The organism is Microcoleus sp. K1-B1 (assembly GCF_036704705.1).
Taxonomy (GTDB): Bacteria; Cyanobacteriota; Cyanobacteriia; order Cyanobacteriales; family Microcoleaceae; genus Microcoleus.
In genome coordinates, this window is record NZ_JAUBSH010000006.1 from 51,389 (window position 1) to 69,651 (window position 18,263).

Genomic DNA, 18,263 nt, shown 5'->3' on the forward strand with positions numbered 1-18,263 from the left:
AAGGAGTCACTAATGGCTTTACGAGATCCCGAAAAAGACTTTATCAGAGTCAATAAAATCCTGGGCAAACAAGCAAGTATCGGGTTCATCCCTGCCAATCAAATTCTACCTTGGTGCTTCTTAACCGCCATTGCCTACACCTTAACAATGGGTCTATTTAGCCTGGGATTGGGTTGGTTCTTCACTGTCTCGCTTTGGCTGATTGTAAGCTGGTGGCTCCTCACAGGAAATCAACCCCACCTCTTTACTGACAAATTCCGCAAGCCCCCCGGAGATGAGTGGTGCAGCGGCGACAGCTTCTATATTTCTCCCATCTCTTCCCTGCGCCCTCCTAGCATCCAAGGCAAACCTTACGATTCGCAAATCCGCATCAAATTGAAGCCCAAAATTGTACCCAATCAATATGGTGGAAGGAGCAAATTTATGCCTTTCCAAAATGAAATTAACCTCTGCTGTTTAGTGGAAATTGAAAAAGATGGCAGACAAGTGTCTGGGATGCTTCTCAATAACGGGACTAGCTACCAACTGGTATTTGGATTCCGTCTCCGAGGGCTTCACAACCTACTGTTTAGGAACGAAGTATCGGCATTTGCAGCTTCTCTTGAAGAAGGAATGAAAGACATCCCACCCAGTGAAAAAATCACTTTCTGCACCGGTTGTTACAGTAGCGATGCTGATCGGCAAAAAGAATTAGAGCAACTAGCTGACACCGCTGAACTCCAACCCGTATCTGTACTGCTCCGAAATGAACAGCGCCGCCTCCAACAACAAACTAATCAAGGCACTAGACAAGTATGGGAGCAAATTGCTTTCTGTACTTGGACTGCCGATAACGAAGGCGAAACCATCTCCAGGGATTTCATTGGCAAAGCCATTGATGGAGTCAAAAAATTGTGCGATTCCATTGTGGAAACCATTGCAGGGAACACCAGAATTTACAGAGAGCAATTTTACACCAAGCTGCTCCTCAACTCTTTTGAACAAGGATTCCTCCGCTGGGAAATTCTCCTGAACACCAAAATGGGGCTAGAAATTAGTCCTATGAATTCCTCAGAACTTTGGGAGTGGCTGTGGCTGCGATTTAACAGCAGTAAACCACCGCAAATCCCTCAAATTGTTAAACTTGAAGAAACCCATTCTGGCTATCAAATCAGCGAAATTAAGACAACTGACAAACACATTTGTACAGTTTTAATTGAAGGAACGAATGGGGTATCCTCCTGCCCCGAACACCGCAAGACCAACAACCGCGTCTATCTCACGGGAAAGGGAAAAGAATGCGCTGTTCTGACAATGTATGACGCGCCCGCAGGCTGGATTAATACCCGCCAGCAATTGAAATGGATTTGGGAGGTAATGTCCTCAAGCTACGTCCGCGATACAGAAGCTTGGATAGAAATTAGCGCCGGAAATTCCCTTGTAATTAATGATAACTTAGCCCGACAAGCTAAAGGAGCAAAAGCCGCTAGTAGCAGAGCGATAACTAAAGGGCAAGGGCGCGATATTGGCGCTGAAATTAAACAGGAGGAATCTTTCGATGCCCAGCGCCGACTTTACCAAGGAGCCGTACCCCTAAATGCAGCCGTTGCCTTTTTAGTGTACAGAAACACAGCGGAAGAATTGAGTCAAGCCTGCAATGTACTCTCTAATAGTTTTGGAACTGCGAAAGTCATCCGCGAGCGGAACGTTGCCTGGGATATTTGGCTGCAATGCCTGCCCATTACTTGGAAATGGTTGCTGCATAGCGGTTCATTTTTGAGCGAACGCCGCCTCACCCTCGACACTGAAACTGCCGCTGGAATTCTACCGCTAACAGTTCCCCGCGACTTGGATAAAAAAGGAGTTGAATTTATCACCCATCGAGGCGGAAAGCCAATTTTTATCGATTTGTTCTACAACCAAATTAGCCGCGCTTTAATTACTGGCGAATCAGGTTCAGGCAAAAGCGTTTTGGGTTGGCGTTTTACTCTTGAAGCCTTAGCTAATAACATCCCTGTTGTCGGGATGGACATCAGCAGCGGCGGTAACAGTACCTTCAAAACCGCAATCGAACTTTTGGGCGACCAAGGTGCTTATTACGACATCAGCCAAGGGTCTAGCAATTTAGTAGAACCGCCAGACCTCCGCAAGTTCGACAAAGCTGAAAGAGAACGAAGAATGGAATCTTGGAAAGAATTTATCCGCAAAGCTGTGGTGGCGATCGCCATGGGCAAAATTCACAACCCCCACCTAGCCCAGCGAGTAGATTCAATTATCCTGCGAATGCTCGATATGTACCTCAGAGATCCCGAAATCATCGCTCGCTACAACAAGGCATTTGAAAAAGGTTGGCGATCGCCCGAATGGCAGCAAATACCAACTCTCCAAGACTTGCTAAGGTTTTGCAGCAAAGAAAGGCTCAATCTTAAGTCCTTTGAGGAGTTAGACAGACTAGCCATCAATCAAATCCTCAGCCAAGGAAATGCTTTGCTAACATCCCGCTTAGGAAAAGCCATCGGTCAGCCCAGCACATTTTCCCCTGAACCGGCTGTTAAATTCTTCGCCCTATCGGGACTTTCTAACGAACAAGATGCCTATTTAATGGCAATTAACGCCCATGCTGCTTGCATCCGCAACGCTCTTTCTCACCCCAAAAGCTTATTTATTGGAGATGAATTGAGCGTCCTACTCAAAAAAGATGGTTTTGCATCAGTTGTCGGCGAACTCTGCGCCACTGGTAGAAAAGATGGCATAGCCGTCTTGCTATTGAGCCAAGATTTTGATGCTATCTGCGAATGTTCGGCAGGAGCGCAAATTATACAAAATATGGTCTACCGAATTACCGGCAGAATCACCAATTCTGGGGTAGCAGCCGCTCACAAATATTTAGGGTACGACCCGCAAATTATCAGTTCCAATGCCACAGAATCTTTTCTGCCCAGAGCTGCTGACCTCTACTCGTGCTGGCTGATTGAGAAAGGAGGAAGATTTTGGCGATCGCGATTCTACCCCGGAGAGATGATGTTGGCATCAATTGCTAACAATCAAAATGAAAAAGAGGCCCGAGATCGCATCATGGCTCAATATCCTCCTACCCTCAAAGGGCAGCTTCAAGGGCTAAAGCATTTCACCCAAGAATACATTGCAGCGGTGAAAGAAGGAAAAGGCTTCGACCACATTGGTCAAAATTTAGAAATTGCCACCATAGCTGCCTATGCTCAGCCAAAAGTAGCATCCGACGTTCACAGCAACAATTCTCAAGTTTTTGCAAAAATCCCCAAATAACTGCCATGAAATATCAACTTCAATTAATGCAGCAACCTGCTACAAAACTAGCAGCAGTTTCCCTGTTAGCCAGTTGGGAATTAATCGTTCAAGTCAGGCCAAGTTTAGCTCAAACAACTCCTCCTTTCGTACCCAATACACAAGGAGTAGCTGTGAAAACTCCAGCCCCAAGCGTTTTCGTACCCGGTACACAAGAAGCGACTGTGAAATCTCCAGCCCAAAACATTTTCCTGCCAAGTACACAAGAAATGACCGTGAAACCTCCAACCCCAACTGCGGGAAGTTTCTTAGCACCCATTCAAGATGTTTTCAAACAAGTCAACGATTTTATCGGCGACATCCAAGGGTTCGTGCAAAACGAGCTATTTGGCTCCTTAAACGAACTCCTTTCCTCTTCTCTCGGAGCTATCCAAATTCCTGATTTGAGCCAAGTCAGCAGCCAAATTATTAAAGCTCCAACATCCCAGACAGAAGGAACAAAACTATCAGATTTACTCGAAACTAAATCGAGCAAATTAGACGGCAAAGGTTCATATAACATCATGTCTGACTTAGACGCTCAAGCTCAGCGCAGCGCCGCTATCGGCATAGCTGACGGAGCAACCCTCAGCAAAGAAGCTCAAACCAACAGCTTCCAAGTGTTAGAAGCCACTCGCCAAGATACCGAACAAAACATCCAATTGGGCGAAGAATCCCAGAGTCTCGACGTTACTCAACAAATTCTCCAAAACCTATCCCAACAGACCGCATTGAGCGCACAAGTCCAGATGCGAAATTTACAGGAAGCTCAGCAAGCTCGCACAGATCGAGCCATTAATAACGTGCTGCTATCGCAAGCTGCTAAGGAAATATCCGCGCTCAATACGGGAGAGCGCCGAGGCAGCACTGCGTCTGGAAACCAAGCCAGCTATCAGGCGGGAATGCTGATGCTCCCCGGCGGTGGCTATTTGGGAAAACCGAATGACAGCAGCACAACCCCGATTTCAACTAACAGGTTTGTCGCTCCCAATTAATGCTCCGATCCGTTAAATTGAATCCGCGATTCTTGACCTAGTTTAGGTACAGACTGACAGTTTTGTCGAATACAAATTTAAAGTTTTTTCCGAGGAAAAATGAAAGAATTTCTAGCACAAATTACACCACCGACGAGTGGTGCAGAAGGATCATCCTTGGACATCGTTAGCGAGTCAATTAACCTGGCTAAGACTACCTCAGAATCTTGGGACAAAGTTTGGATTAGCACGATTGACCCAATCGCTTCTGGGCTGTGGGTCGGCTTAGTATCCCTCGGCATCACCCTAGCAGCCGTCAGCATCCTGTTCTTAACTCTAAGCAGCGGGAAAGACATTATCGAAAAGCAGTCATGGTCAGAACTAGCAGCACTGTTCGTCTGGCCGCTCGTCATCATGCTGTTCCTCGGCGCTAACGGCAAATTGCTAGCCAATACCGTCATTTTTACCAGAAGTTTTGCCTACAGACAAGTCCAGAGTGTCCTAGAAGCGCAACTAGGAGAAATGACATTTAGGGACGCGATCGCCAACGTCACTATCAGTAACATCGGCCGCCAACAACTAGAAAATCTCTACGGTGAATGCCGAAATAAAGTCGGACAAGAACTGGTAACCTGCTGGAATTCCAAGCAACAAGCGGCTCAGAAAATCGTTAGCGAAGCTGAAAGGCAAGCCGCCGGCTCTGCCCCTCTGCAAGCGCTGCGGGCTTTTGGTGAAACCCTCTGGAATAATAGCTTGCTCGGTGCTGCTCAAGATGCCACGACTTTTATAACTGACCCCGGTTCAGTGTTTCGAGAAAAAGCAATACCAATCATCCGATTCATTCTTTATAGCATCCAGTGGGCGTTTGTCAACATCCTTGAAGCAGCCCTTTTACTAACAGCATTCTTTTCGCCGATCGCGATGGGGCTGTCGCTACTTCCCTTGCAGGGCAGGCCCATTTGGGCTTGGGCAACTGGATTTCTGAGCTTATTTGGTGTCCAACTTGGATACAACATCGTTGTCGGGCTAGCAGCCACCGTGCTAGTCAATTCTGGAGCCGAATTAGCCAGCGATGTCGCCTTCCTCTTTTTCATCAGCATTTTCGCACCCGGCTTAGCCCTATTAATCGCCGGCGGAGGAGGAATTGCCCTATACAACGGCATTGCTAGCAATGCTAAACAACTCGTTGATGTTTTGAGCAACGCCATAGGAGCAGCCGCTAATTTGGCGATGAACAAAGGATTTAAGTAATGTCACTAATTACCAAAAGATTTTATGAAGCTACAAAGATTTTCACAAACTGCATTGTTGCCAGAAGCTAAAAATCTACTGGCATTGTGCTTCCTCATCCTAACTGGAGTAAATATCCTCGCCCTAATTCTGCACCTCTTCGTCGCGTACCGAATCAACTCGGTAGCTGCTATGAAGACAACGCAAGTCCAGCTAATCAACGGTCAAACTTACTACGTAGCAGAACGAGATCGGTTTTTTCGGTATCCCTCAGTCATCCAAAATTTTGTCAAAAATTGGGCAGAGTTAACCTTCAACTGGGACAATAAAATACCAGGAACTAACGATACAGATTCAGGGATTAAAGTCAATTCCAAACGAGTTCCTACCAGCACTTATTTTGCTTCGTTACTCCTAGAACCCAATTTTGGCAAAGCTTCTCTCCCTGACATAGCTGAACTCGTCCCCAATAAAGTTTTTACGGGTCAATTGCGAGCAACTGTCATCATTTCTTTTTTATCCGAACCCAGAGAAGTCCGTCCCGGCGAATGGGAGATTGACATGATTGCCACTCGGTTGCTTGTCGATCGCACGTCAGGAATCGATCAAAGAATTCCTTTCAATCGCACTTTCCGAATCAAAGCAGTAGAAATCCAAACCCCGCCGCTAGGTAGTCAAGCCTCAGCTTTTGAACAGAAAGTTTATGAGCTTCGCTCGGCCGGCTTAGAAATCAACAAAATTACCGAATTCAAACCCAAATAATAGGATAAAAATCGAAATAATAGGAGATAAAAACATGAGTGAAAAAGAACTTCAAAATGGACACGAATTTGATGGCGAACCCGATGAAATTGAAGAAGTTTCCTACAATACGCCACCTAACAGCACAACTAGCCATCCTTTTAATGGCAACAATTCCTCTAATGAAGCCAATAACTTTTCCCACAGTTTTAATGGCAACAACTCCTCTAATGAAGCCAATAACTTTTCCCACAGTTCTAACAGTTTTCAGGCAGCTAACGCTCCTGATGGCGCTGGCAGCAATGGTAAAAAGACGTTCGGCTTGCGCTCAGTTGAGCCGTTGAGCCGTGAGGAGGAAAGAGAATTAGCTGGACATGACGGAGAAACCGATGAATTATTGACCTCTGAACACAGAATTAAACAGGACAACGAAGGAGCAGAAACTCATCCTGTTTCTGAGAAGCCCGAAGTTCGGACGTTTTCAGTATTAATGGGTACTGGCGCAGTTCTCGGCATCTTGGGATTCTTTTGGTTTGTGTTCTTTGCTCCTAAACCCGTCCGCCAACAGGCAAAAACGACGAACCCTAAACCTGTTCAAGTTTCTGAAGACGAGTCAGGAGAACTAAAAAGCCGACTGGCATTTCAAGATCAGCAGCGGGCGCTGGAAGTTCAGCCTCCTGAACCTAAAAATCGATCGACCCCTGCTCCCAAACCGATGCCTGCACCAAAACCTGCACCAGCCGCTAGAAGGTCTCAACCCCCGAGGCCGGTTCAAAACTTTAATCCGCCACCAAGGACGGTACAGACCATTCCTCCTCCACAGCCGCCATTACCGCGCCCTGCACAGCAGCCTGCACCGCCCCCGCCTCGCCCTTATCTTACGCCATTACCGCGCCCTGTCCCACCGCCCGCGCCGTTGGCACTTCGACCTGTGCCACCACCAGAAAAAGTAGACCCTTACGAGCGCTGGGCCCAATTAGCTTCTCTGGGGCAAAGCAGAGGTCAAGAAATTAAAGAGCTAAATGGTCAAGGTATTGCTGCCAGTTCCGCAATTTTCCCGATCGCACCGGGGATAACAGCGACAAGTTACCCTGCCGTGCGGTCAGTAATGCCAGTAACGACACCGCCCCCTAGCACAGTAGCAATTGCGCCAACAGCAGCACAGGCAACGCTTCCCAGCACAGTAGCAATTGCACCAACAGCAGCACAGGCAACAATTCCCAGCACAGTAGCAATTGCACCAGTCCCATTGCCTCAACAGCAATCAGTGCCGCCGATTTCTCAAAACCCGCAGCCAGTGCTAGTCAGTTCGCCAAAAAGCCCACAATCGTCTGCACCAATGCAAGAGATACCAGCGATCGCAATTGGAGTTACTGACTCTGCTGCAAACGCCAATAGAATGACCCCTGGAGAAGCTGGAATCCTCAACCGCACGACCGCCGGCGAAAACACTGAAGGCAGCACAGCAATGAGAGAGATAGCCATCGGGTCATCTGCTCAAGCCAAGGTAATCGTGCCGATGATTTGGGACGAAGCAGGCCAAAGCCCAACAGCCGGAAGGTTTGCCGTCCAATTGACCGAGGACATAATGGCAACTGACGGGGCGATCGCCTTACCATCTGGCACCGTCTTAATCACTCAAGTAGAAAATGTCACGCGCGGAAATCGGCTGGTTTCTCAAAGCGTAGTAGCGCTTGTTTACCCCGATGCTGCTGGCCGCATCCAACAAGTACCCATTCCACCCGGAAACTTAATCGTTCGCGGAACCGATAACCAACCTCTCATTGCCGACAGTTTATTTGACAGAGGTTCTGAAATAGCCAAGGCTGATATTTTAGTAGGAATTCTTGGCAGCTTGGGGCGGGTAGGAGAAATAATCAATCGACCAGCCCAAGAAACTTTCAGCCAGCAGAGCGGCTTTTTTGGAAGTACGGCTGTTAAAACCACAACCTCACCTGAACCTAACATTTTAGCAGCCGCTTTAGAGGGATTCTTTACACCTACTGCCCAACGGCTGCGAGAAAGATCGGATCGCGACGCACAAGAACTTTTGAAGCGAGGCAATGTGGCGATCGTACCAGAAGGAACTCAAGTTTCAGTATTTGTCAATGCCTTTGTCACAGTGCAAAGATAACGGAGGTAAAATAACCATGAACAAACTCACTCGAAAAATTCGTTTGGCTTTACTTTCTCCTGCCTTAATAATTGCCACTGTATTCAGTACAGTTAATATTGGGCAAGCTCAAACATCAGCGCTAAAAATTGTCGGAAGAGATGCAGCAATCAATACAACTACCAACCTTCAAGTATGGTCTGGCCGTTCCAGCGTTATTGATTTTAGCCAGACTGGTGAAGTCATTATTTACATCCGGTTAGCAGATCCCTCCAGGGCCGTCTTTAACACTGATGCTGAATTAAAAACTAACCAAGCTAAAACCATATTTGTCCAACCGATTCAACCCTTACACTTCCCTGGCGCTACAACAGCAAACATTACTAACCTGTTCGTTAAAACTCGCTCTCCAGAAGGAATTGAACGCCTTTATACCTTTAATATCGTTCACCAGAATGGGCAACCTACTAATAATGGTATTGCCATCTCTACGATAGTGCCTGGGCAGGAACCCAGCGTAACTTTAGCAGACAATCGAACGGCGGCACTCAGCGACATCGAACGGGGATTAGACCTTGCCATCCTTCGAGGCTACACGCCTCCCAATGACCCCGTTGTCTTCAAAGTTCGAGAATTCATCTCTCTAGCTCGAAATGGCACAGCTATTGCTAAAGCTGCTGAGAGAACTAATCTATCAATGTCTGTTGTTATTTCACTAGGGCAGTTAGGTTTGACCAGGGAACCTTTGTATGAAATTCCAAAAACGCCATCTCCTTCGCTCCCCCCTTTAACTCGAACTCCAGGAAATTAAATCCGTTTACTCAACCAAAAATTTCAACTTCGTATCAAGCAATAGTTTGGACAGTTTTTAGCTCACAGCCTGAAATCCTTGCTGGTATGCTCAACTCATCAATAAAGGGTTTCCTTATCAAAAACCTGCTAATTTTGTCACTTCAGGAGTTGTAGGACTTGACCTAAATATTTCCAATAATCTACATCGTTGGGTTGAGCTCCTACAATCAACCTACTGTTGCTACTGTTGCATGATTTTGAAGAACTGGTAGGTTATTTCTGCCTTGCTAGAGTAGAAACTTGGTTATTTTACTCTAAGTTTGACCTCAGTTCTTACTTTCCCATCTCAAATTTATCGGTCATTTTTTAGGAACTATTTCATTGAAGCTATAGCTATAGATAGGGGTTCAGCCACTTGTAAGTCTTCAATCAGATTATCAACCCACCCCTGATAAGAGATGTATGGCACCTTAAAAACAGGTCTTAACTCTTCCCAATCCTCCACTTGAAAAAGATAGGGCGCTAACTGTTCTAAGTAGGAACGACCGAACTGAAATTCCATGTTGAGATTCCGAATCTTCGACAGTAATTTCTCTGAAATGGAAAGTTTTTCAAAGATCTCTAATTCTGAAATACCCTTAACTGCCATGCTGTCTATTAACAAGACATAAAGCCTTTTGCGGGATGTTATATCCGGTAATAAATCAGCTTTAATACGCTGTAAAAATAAGTCACGCTTCTGAATTTGTTCGGCAGTTAGCGTGGCATTGAAATATTGAATAAATGGATATTTTTCTCTTGTTAAGATACTTTCCGATACTTCTGCTGTCGTGCTTTTTTTTTACGAGCGATCGCCTCATAGGGATCTTCATCCCCTTCCGCATATTGCATCAACTCTGTCATAGACCAACCGATCGCATAGGCAAACTGGACTAACTTTTGCAATCTGGGATCGGCTTTGCCCTCGCTCCAGTTCACCAGGGTGTTGAATGAAACTCCTGTAATCCTTCCTAGTTCCCTAGAACTACCAACGCGCTCATCCTCCACCAACGCCTCTATTAACTGACCGAGACGTTTCTGGATTCCACTATCGAGCGCTAAATTTTCCTCTACTTTCGTTGACATTCCTGTTTTCTAATAGCTAAGGAGTTGCCGCAGGCATAATTGTATCGCCTGTATTATACCAGAATAACTCGTTTTACAGTCAATAGTATGATTCGCCTAACTTAATCTAAGCTCCAATCGCTAGCCTTAGACGGGATAATGATAGCCACTAATACTTTGACCCAAAACGTAACAATTCTTTACTTGATCAAAGTTCTACTCGGCTATATGCTAGTTAAATGATAAATACTTTTATCAGACCCTCAAAAAATTTTGCCTCACCCTAATCCTAGTCGGAATCGCAAGTGAGGCTATTCTACCAGTGGAAGAGATACAGTTGTACAGAAAAACAACCTTAGAATCCCCATTCTGATTTTTTTCTGAACTGGACTCTTCCCAGACATTAAACACCGACGGCTGTTTGACAGCGATAGCCACCGGAGCTACTGAAGTTGTCATCTGACTAAGAGTTAACTGCCAGACCGGGCAGACTCTTGACTGTACTTCCATCGGCCGGACTTAACCGACTCTTGATGGCGGTACATCACATCTATCGGCCGAATTGTTGGAGCCGACTCTTGATGATGGTACATCTCTGGCCGACTTGTTGAAACCAGCTTTTGATGATGGTACATCTCTGGCCGACTTGTTAAAGCTGCCTTGATGGTTTTTCCATATTAAACCATTAGAAGCACTGAATCAATAGGTATGTCTTAGAATTTCTAGTATTTAAGACATTTACTGCTCCAACATTCGGCTTCCTCTACCCTTTGGAATAGGAGCCAAAATGCACTACAACGACCTAAGCACCCGCCTGTACCAGGGCTTGTCGCGGATTCCTCAAGACTGGCAACTCTGCTTGCTCGACGGCAAGAAAGTCCCTCAAGGCACGGGCTGGCAGCAAAAGCCACTGACTCCCGCCCAAATGAAAGAAGCCGTAACCAACGGCTGGACGGTAGACAAAGCCGATGGCACTCAATACCGCTGCTACCCCAAAGGCTACGGACTGATCACCGGTACGCCAATTGCCGCCAACGGCGCTGCTTACGTAGTCATTAGGGCAATCAAAGACTGGCAAAAGCAAAAGAACTCAGAAACCGCGAAGACGGAGGAGAGTTGATCGCGATCGCTGACATTTACCCCCAGCCCTGCCACCGCCGCTACTGGGTGAGTGATCGCAACGGCCCCACAGAAGAGCGATTTACTTCGTGATGCGACGATAAAACTTTGTAATTAGCAAACCCATCAACCTGACAAGCACGATGGACCGACCATAACAGGTGGAGACAGATCACCCCCATGTCTGGCAAGAAAATCTGCGATCATCAAAACCTTGAGGTTAATATAGACTCTAATAACCTTAGCAACAGCTCCTACGCGGAGCCAAAGCAATCGCAACGGTCACATAAGTCATCTACAGAACCCCGCCTCTGCCAAAGAAAATTCTACGAAGAATGCCCCAGTAGTGCAATCACAGATACAATCTATACGGCTGGAGTCACTGGTATGGATTTCTGGGAAATAAGCGAAACCAGTTTGAATGGTCGAAAAGATTTTTCCAAAGGTCGAGTGGAATTGCAAATCCGCGATCGTTTCGACCTAACAGACTTTGCTGAAATTGCCTATCAAGCCAAGGAAATTATCGCCCAGAACTTCGGAGAAGAAACCCTCAAACTGCACTATGCACTGGCAATGATTGCCTTCCGCAAGCCCGAAGTCGGGAGAGAGCAAATTACAGTATCAGCATCTAAACTCCTAGCTGACTTTGGTGAGAATAACAAAAAGAAACACTACATCCCAAAAGCCGAACGAGACGCCAATAGCCAGCCAGCCCGATACCTTTCTAAAGAAGAAAAACTAAGAGCCTTAGCCTATCATGGATATCTGCTAAAACGATTAGAAGTTTCCGTTAAAGCTTGGCGGATACGCAATAAAATATTTACTATTGAACACTCCAATCTCTGGGAGATTTTTCAAATTACCGAGGTGTTTCATCAAGAAAAAAACACCTTGATCGATATTGAAATCACTTATCGCCCTGGCAAATGGTTTGACAAATTTGCAGGTCACGAATACTTGCGGGAATTTGGCTACATTACCAGCGAGGCGCTAAAACTAGATAATTACCAGGAAAAAATGGCTCTCAGACTGGCTTATTTTGCCCTATTTGCCCTGCAACAGCACAAAAGCGGTCGGTATCAAATAGAAACACTGCTGACGCGAATCGGGTATAAGAACGACATAGAGACAGCCAAGAGAAACGGAGTTACTGCCTCGAATTTAAAGCGCAGCTTCGATCGAGGGCTAAAAACACTGGGAAATTTTGAATACCCCTACCTCTTTGACTACGAGCCCGATGTCCCTGACTGGGCGCATCCAAACAGCAAAGTCAAAAAGCCTAATCACTGGTTTGAAACCTGGCTACAACTTAACGGGACTTTACGCCAGCCAGAAGCGCTACCCAAACACCCACAACAACCCGAACCAAAACCAGAGCAACCGCAACCGCCCAAAAGACCCGCCCACAAGCAGAAGTCAGCTCAGCCAGCAGCCAACCTAACCGAACCCATAGCTTTTGGTCAATGGGTGAGAGAAGCTCGGAAAACTATGGAAGAAAGCCTGAGAACAATGGCAAAAGAGCTGGGTATCTCAGCATCCCAGCTATCTCAGATTGAGAACGGCTGCTATCCACATACCATCAAGCCCAGCCTGAAAACCAAGATAATTCGTCACCTTGGCTTAAATGAGTAACTAGCCAACCAAAAGGCATCTTGCATCCAGCGGAAAGACTCCCAATTCAGGGGGTCTTTTTAGCTTTTTGAGCAGCAGAGTGTTTAAACCGCTAAACACCTAAAAAATTGGCAAATTTGCTTGAATCTCTTATCTGACAATGGTTTCAGCGCCTAAACACTTTGGGGGTATTCGGAAAAGTTTAGGGGGTATTCGGAAAAGTTTAGGGGGTATTCGGAAAAGTTGTAAATTTGAAACCTTTGTCCTGTATAGCTTTCAGCGCCTAAAAATCTCCTGAGTAGTTTGAGTAGTTTAACGGAGTGTCACTAACCACAGCAGCCGAGTCAGACAGGCTAAGGATTGATTTCAAATTCTGCCCAATATAAAACGTGACGAGAGAAATTTATCTGAGGTGCTGGAAGCATTGCCGTCAAACCAAGCGTACGGGAATTGCCCGCAGCCTTGCTGACACCAGAGAAACACCCCTACCCCTACGAAAAGCCCGCTCAACTCCACCTAACCCACAAAGGCTCACACCCCTACCTTCCACCAACACCGGGGGTGTCCAATGACATCACCCATCTCCCCCCTGTCCGAATGGCTGGCTTCAGGCGTAGACCCCGACCTCATCGCCCTTAACATCCAAACCCTCTCAGGCGACACCCCGTACCAATACCTCCTGTACGAAATCACCGCCGCCTCCGGCAGAGTCCACCCCGACGCACAATGGCGGTGGGCCAGAAAACACTACAGCCACATCGAACACGGTGGTTGGTGGTGTTCGGGCCTTGACCCCCTCAACAACTGGCAGCCCATGTATTGGGGCTGCTTCAAACCCTATCAGCCCCGCAACAGCTTCGACCCAAACGGTAAAACCAAGCCCGTCAAATACGAACACCCCCCCAAAACCCCCACCAGAGCCTTCTTCCTGCAAGTCCCGGACCACATCTGGGCAAAAGTCGCAGAACGCCACGGCGTCCCCATCGACCTAGAGGATTTGGGAGAGGGGGGGAGGGGGAGCAGGGGAGCGGGGGAGCAGGGAGGCAGAGGGGCAGAGGGGCAACACGGGCTAGGGGCAGCACGGGCTAGGGGCAGAGAGGAGATGGAGGACGAAAATCTCCCCCTCTCCTATACTCCCCCTCTCCCCCTCTCCCCCGCTCCCTCTCCCCCAAACCCGCTTCAATTCTGGGAATGGGTTTGGCTCAACAACATCCCCGTCATCATCGTCGAAGGCGCAAAAAAAGCCGGATGCCTACTAACACTGGGCTACGCCGCCATCGCCCTCCCCGGTGTCACCGGCGGTGTCAGAACCAAAACCCCTCAAGGGGAAAAATGCGACCCCTACCTCATCCCCGAACTCCAACACTTCGCCACCCCAGGGCGGGAAATCTACATCTGCTTCGACCGCGACAGCAAACGCCAAACCATCCAAAACGTCAACCGGGAAATTGGCAAACTCGGTCGCCTGTTCACAGCCGCCAAATGCCCCGTCAAAGTCATCAACCTGCCAGGGCCAGAAAAAGGCGTTGACGATTTCGTGCTATCAAAGGGCGAAGATGCCTTCAGCGCCCTCAAAAATGAAGCGCAAGGCTTCCAATTCTGGCTTGATAGGGAATCATGGCTTTTAACCTATCCCGCCTCTTTAAAGCTAAATTCTCGCTATCTGGGAAAACTCCCCTATCCAGAGTCCGGGTTAGCCTGCATCAAAGCCCCTAAAGGCACCGGCAAAACCCAAGCCCTGACTAACTTAGTCTCACAATCCCTTTCCACAGGCGATCGCCGCGTGCTGATAATTACCCATAGGATTCAACTGGGTAGGGCTATCTGTGCCAGCTTAGGAATCAACTACATCGACGAAACCAGAGACTCAGCCGAGGGTAAACTGTTCGGATACGGCTTGTGCATAGACAGCCTCCACCCCCTATCTCAAGCTAATTTTAATCCTGAAGATTGGGAAGGCGCGATCGTCATCATCGATGAGTGCGAACAAGTCATCTGGCACGCCTTAAACAGTTCAACTTGCCGCGAAAACCGAGTCACCATCTTGCAAACTCTGCAAGAACTCATCCACAATGTCTTGACAAGTGGCGGCTTAGTTGTTGCCCAAGATGCCGACTTATCCGATTACAGCATCGACTACCTAATAGCCATAGCAGGCATCCCTATTTCCCCTTGGGTTGTTATCAATGAGTGGCAGCCAAAACGAGGGCGAGATGTGACGTTTTTTGCCACTTCTAATCCGGCTTCGCTGTATGTGCAAATGGAGCAAATTCTCTCTCAAGAAGTCACTTCTTGTGACATTGAAAGCCGTGCCGAATGCTGTCCTATAAGCTTAAATTGTGCCGAATTTGGTGGTAAATATCCTGCTGAATGTAGTTCTGAAAGCCATGTCAAATGTTCTCCTGTAATCCAGGGTGAATATGGGTTAAAAAGCCGTGCCAATTTTTGTCCTATAACCTGTGCTGAATATGGCTTTAACACTCCTGCAAAATGCTCTCCGATAACCTGTACTAAATATGGCTATAAAAGCCATACTGAATATGGTCAGAAAACCTCAGATCAATATCCTGTAAAATGCGCTAAATATGACAGTAAAATCTGTGCTAAATATGGTCAAGAAACCTCAGATCAATATCCTGTAAAATGCGCTAAATATGACAGTAAAATCTGTGCTAAATATGGTCAAGAAACCTCTGGTAAGTGTCCTGTAAAACCTGCTCAATGTGACTGTAAAAGCCATCCCGAATATTATCAGAAAACCCCTGGTGAATGTCCTATTGTAAAACCTGCTGAATGTGACTGTAAAAGCTATCCTGAATATTATCAGAAAACCTCTGGTGAATGTCCTATTGTAAAACCTGCTGAATGTGACTGTAAAATCCGTGCTGAATATTATCAAAAAACCTCTGGTGAATGTCCTATTGTAAAATGCACTGAATGTGACTCTAAATGCTTTGCTAAATATGTTTCGGAAAACCCTAGTGAATATGACTGTAAAAACCCTGCTAAGTGTGATTGTGAAACAACCGCAAAATGTCGCCCAATAAACTTTACTGAATGTAACTTAAAAACACCTACTGAATATCACCCTGTAGAGCGATATCGACCGCGCATTATGGTTGTAGAAGACTCACAAAAAGTTACAGGAAATTGGTCTTGTCGCAACCTTGAAACCCAACTGCAAAAACGCTTTCCTCATCAGCGAATTCTCAGGATTGATAGCGAATCAGTATCAGATCCCAATCATCCCGCTTACGGTTGCATTGACCAACTAAATACGCTCATACAAAACTATGATATCATCATCGCCAGTCCCACAATTGGCACAGGAGTTAGCATTGACCTTCGCCATCATTTTACAGCCGTTTTCGGCATTTTTAAAGGAGCAATTGCTGTTAACGATGCTTTGCAAGCCCTAGCGCGAGTTCGAGATGAAACAGTGCCTTGGTTTGTCTGGACTGCGCCCTTTGGTGTGGGTAAAATTGGCAATGGCAGTTCAAGTTACCAAGCAATTCTCAAATCTCAGAAAAAAGTCATCACAACCAATCTCAAATTGTTGCAAAATGTGGATTTTGACATTGATGAAGCTTACGACCCAATTCACTTGCGGACTTGGGCTAAAATGGGGGCGAGAATTAATGCTGGGATGTGGAACTACAGGGAGGCTATTTGGGAAGCTTTAAAAGCTGAAGGGCATTCTATTTCGCTATGTCGAGAGAATCAATTACAACAAGAACTCAAAATTTTGCTGTTACGACAGCTTGCAGCAAACAATGCTCAAAATTGGGATTTATTGGAAGAGTTAGAGTCCCAAGACAAAAAATTAAAGTCGGAGTTAGATAGGCGGAAAACGGTAGCCGCTTGCATCCGTGCAGAAGCGACATCTATCAAAGAAGAGAATAAATTGTTAGAAGCGCAGGCTGTTAATAATGCTTCTGACATTACTCTTTCTAAATACTTAGAATTGAAGGACAAACGGGCTAAGACTCGTGATGAACTAAACCAGCAGCGCAAGTATCAATTACAAGAGACTTATGGAGTGCCCATCACGCCTGAACTTAAGTTGAAGGATGATGCTGGCTGGCTGCCTCAAATTCGCTTACATTACTATTTAATTTATGACCCGGAGTTGGTCAGATTTCGAGATAAAAATCACTTGGCGGGGCATCGGGAAAGGGGGCAAGGAAAGGTGTGTCCTCAAGATTTGCGTTTGCTGACGGCAAGTGTGGAAGCTTTGAAGGCGTTGGGGATAAAGTCATTGTTTAATGTTAACCGGGAGTACCGGGGGACTGACGCGGATGTGATAGCTTTTGCGGAGCGAGTGAAGCAGTGCAGTGTTGATATTAAGGATTTTCTGGGTATTAGTGTCAGTCCTCAGATGACACCAATGGAAGTGGTGCAGTATATTTTAAGGGGTAAGCTGGGCTTTACTTTGCGGCGGGTTCGCCAAGAAAGGTCGGAGGAACGAGATGCTAAAGGTCGGCCCAAACGCATTAGGGTTTACCAGTTTGAGTTTCCCCAGGATGGCAGGGAGGCGATTTTTGAGGTTTGGCAGCAGCGGGATAAAGAGGCCGTGTCGGCGGAAGGTGCACGAGAGTGTTTAGAAGGGGTTTCTAGTGGCACAGGGTCGGATAATAATATGGGGATATCAAAGGGTGTGTTTTCTCAGGATTTCCCTCAACAAAATAATGAGGTGGAAACTGTTGGCACAGGGTCGGATAATAATATAGGGATGTCAGAGGGTGTGTTTTCTCAGGATTTTCCTCAACAAAATAATGAGGTGGGAACTGTCGGCACAGGGTCGGATAATAGTATAGAGATGTCAGGGGGTGTGCCTCCCCTTGGTTTTCCTCAACAGATTAATGAGGTGGGAACTGCTGGCACAGGGTCGGATAATAATATAAAGATATCAGAGGGTGTGTCGCCTCTGGATGAGGAATGGGATCACACTACTCAAGTGTTTGGAGTGGAAGCTGCACCTGGGGAGACATTAACAACAGAAGGGATGGGAGTTGCAGCTTCATATCAGGCGATAGAGCCCGAAACTCATGCTATTCCCACTTATGAGACAAAAGTACCCCAAATAGCACCGTCTGAGCTGAAAGTTGGCTCGGTAGTGAGGTTCTGCGGTGAAGTTCAGAAATATGTCGTTAGAGCTGTTGCAGGGGCTCAGGTAATGGTGAAATCCCTGTTTTCGGGGCAATTCGTCAACACTTATACACACCGCTTGGAGCTTGCAGAAGGGGGGACAGGATGAGTTATTTATGGCGATCGCGATTGATGCTCAGTATTTATTC

General features: G+C 46.6%; 11 protein-coding genes. 9 read left to right on the top strand and 2 right to left on the bottom strand.

All coding sequences use genetic code 11. The features are described 5' to 3' along the window. The first annotated feature begins 12 nt into the window (after positions 1 to 12). From QUA83_RS03520 to QUA83_RS03545, 6 genes are all read left to right on the top strand, one after another. Positions 13 to 3,264 carry a hypothetical protein gene (locus QUA83_RS03520; protein ID WP_333291548.1) on the top strand — a complete coding sequence of 1,084 codons (3,252 nt, stop codon included), beginning with the start codon at positions 13 to 15 and terminating at the stop codon, positions 3,262 to 3,264. 5 nt (positions 3,265 to 3,269) lie between these two features. Further along, the gene (locus tag QUA83_RS03525) at positions 3,270 to 4,277 is read left to right on the top strand and encodes a hypothetical protein (RefSeq protein ID WP_333291550.1); all 1,008 of its coding nucleotides are present in this window, start codon (positions 3,270 to 3,272) and stop codon (positions 4,275 to 4,277) included. Positions 4,278 to 4,376: 99 nt separating this feature from the next. Then, positions 4,377 to 5,507 (top strand): hypothetical protein, encoded by a 1,131-nt coding sequence (locus QUA83_RS03530; RefSeq protein WP_333291551.1) that lies wholly within the window; start codon positions 4,377 to 4,379, stop codon positions 5,505 to 5,507. A gap of 24 nt (positions 5,508 to 5,531) precedes the next feature. Further along, positions 5,532 to 6,248 (top strand): hypothetical protein, encoded by a 717-nt coding sequence (locus QUA83_RS03535; RefSeq protein WP_325314634.1) that lies wholly within the window; start codon positions 5,532 to 5,534, stop codon positions 6,246 to 6,248. Between the two features lie 34 nt (positions 6,249 to 6,282). Beyond that, the gene (locus QUA83_RS03540) at positions 6,283 to 8,361 is read left to right on the top strand and encodes a hypothetical protein (RefSeq protein WP_333291553.1); all 2,079 of its coding nucleotides are present in this window, start codon (positions 6,283 to 6,285) and stop codon (positions 8,359 to 8,361) included. Positions 8,362 to 8,377: 16 nt separating this feature from the next. Continuing rightward, entirely contained in the window at positions 8,378 to 9,151 is a 774-nt protein-coding gene (locus tag QUA83_RS03545; protein ID WP_333291555.1) for a hypothetical protein, read from the top strand. Positions 9,152 to 9,505: 354 nt separating this feature from the next. Here QUA83_RS03545 and QUA83_RS03550 read toward each other — a convergent pair whose 3' ends face one another. Beyond that, positions 9,506 to 9,781, bottom strand: a complete 276-nt coding sequence (locus tag QUA83_RS03550; RefSeq protein WP_333291557.1) for a lipase — start codon at positions 9,779 to 9,781, stop codon at positions 9,506 to 9,508. Positions 9,782 to 9,933: 152 nt separating this feature from the next. Next, positions 9,934 to 10,257, bottom strand: coding sequence for a transcriptional regulator (locus QUA83_RS03555; protein ID WP_333046225.1), 324 nt, complete (start codon positions 10,255 to 10,257; stop codon positions 9,934 to 9,936). Between the two features lie 766 nt (positions 10,258 to 11,023). On the opposite strand from QUA83_RS03555, the gene QUA83_RS03560 reads away from it, so the two are divergent. The 3 genes from QUA83_RS03560 to QUA83_RS03570 all read left to right on the top strand — a co-directional run bounded on the left by QUA83_RS03560 (position 11,024) and on the right by QUA83_RS03570 (position 18,223). After that, the gene (locus QUA83_RS03560; protein WP_333150568.1) at positions 11,024 to 11,356 is read left to right on the top strand and encodes a DNA primase; all 333 of its coding nucleotides are present in this window, start codon (positions 11,024 to 11,026) and stop codon (positions 11,354 to 11,356) included. A gap of 386 nt (positions 11,357 to 11,742) precedes the next feature. Continuing rightward, positions 11,743 to 12,987, top strand: a complete 1,245-nt coding sequence (locus QUA83_RS03565) for a helix-turn-helix transcriptional regulator (protein ID WP_333291559.1) — start codon at positions 11,743 to 11,745, stop codon at positions 12,985 to 12,987. Positions 12,988 to 13,534: 547 nt separating this feature from the next. Then, on the top strand, positions 13,535 to 18,223 hold the full coding sequence (locus QUA83_RS03570; protein ID WP_333291561.1) for a plasmid replication protein, CyRepA1 family: 4,689 nt from the start codon (positions 13,535 to 13,537) through the stop codon (positions 18,221 to 18,223). Positions 18,224 to 18,263: the final 40 nt, after the last annotated feature.

Bases quoted from the DNA above. Each gene is read 5' to 3' on its own strand.
- QUA83_RS03560 (WP_333150568.1), top strand. From the start codon at position 11,024: ATGCACTACAACGACCTAAGCACCCGCCTGTACCAGGGCTTGTCGCGG.
- QUA83_RS03550 (WP_333291557.1), bottom strand. From the start codon at position 9,781: ATGGCAGTTAAGGGTATTTCAGAATTAGAGATCTTTGAAAAACTTTCC.
- QUA83_RS03545 (WP_333291555.1), top strand. From the start codon at position 8,378: ATGAACAAACTCACTCGAAAAATTCGTTTGGCTTTACTTTCTCCTGCC.
- QUA83_RS03520 (WP_333291548.1), top strand. From the start codon at position 13: ATGGCTTTACGAGATCCCGAAAAAGACTTTATCAGAGTCAATAAAATC.
- QUA83_RS03540 (WP_333291553.1), top strand. From the start codon at position 6,283: ATGAGTGAAAAAGAACTTCAAAATGGACACGAATTTGATGGCGAACCC.
- QUA83_RS03565 (WP_333291559.1), top strand. From the start codon at position 11,743: ATGGATTTCTGGGAAATAAGCGAAACCAGTTTGAATGGTCGAAAAGAT.
- QUA83_RS03555 (WP_333046225.1), bottom strand. From the start codon at position 10,257: ATGTCAACGAAAGTAGAGGAAAATTTAGCGCTCGATAGTGGAATCCAG.
- QUA83_RS03570 (WP_333291561.1), top strand. From the start codon at position 13,535: ATGACATCACCCATCTCCCCCCTGTCCGAATGGCTGGCTTCAGGCGTA.
- QUA83_RS03535 (WP_325314634.1), top strand. From the start codon at position 5,532: ATGAAGCTACAAAGATTTTCACAAACTGCATTGTTGCCAGAAGCTAAA.
- QUA83_RS03530 (WP_333291551.1), top strand. From the start codon at position 4,377: ATGAAAGAATTTCTAGCACAAATTACACCACCGACGAGTGGTGCAGAA.
- QUA83_RS03525 (WP_333291550.1), top strand. From the start codon at position 3,270: ATGAAATATCAACTTCAATTAATGCAGCAACCTGCTACAAAACTAGCA.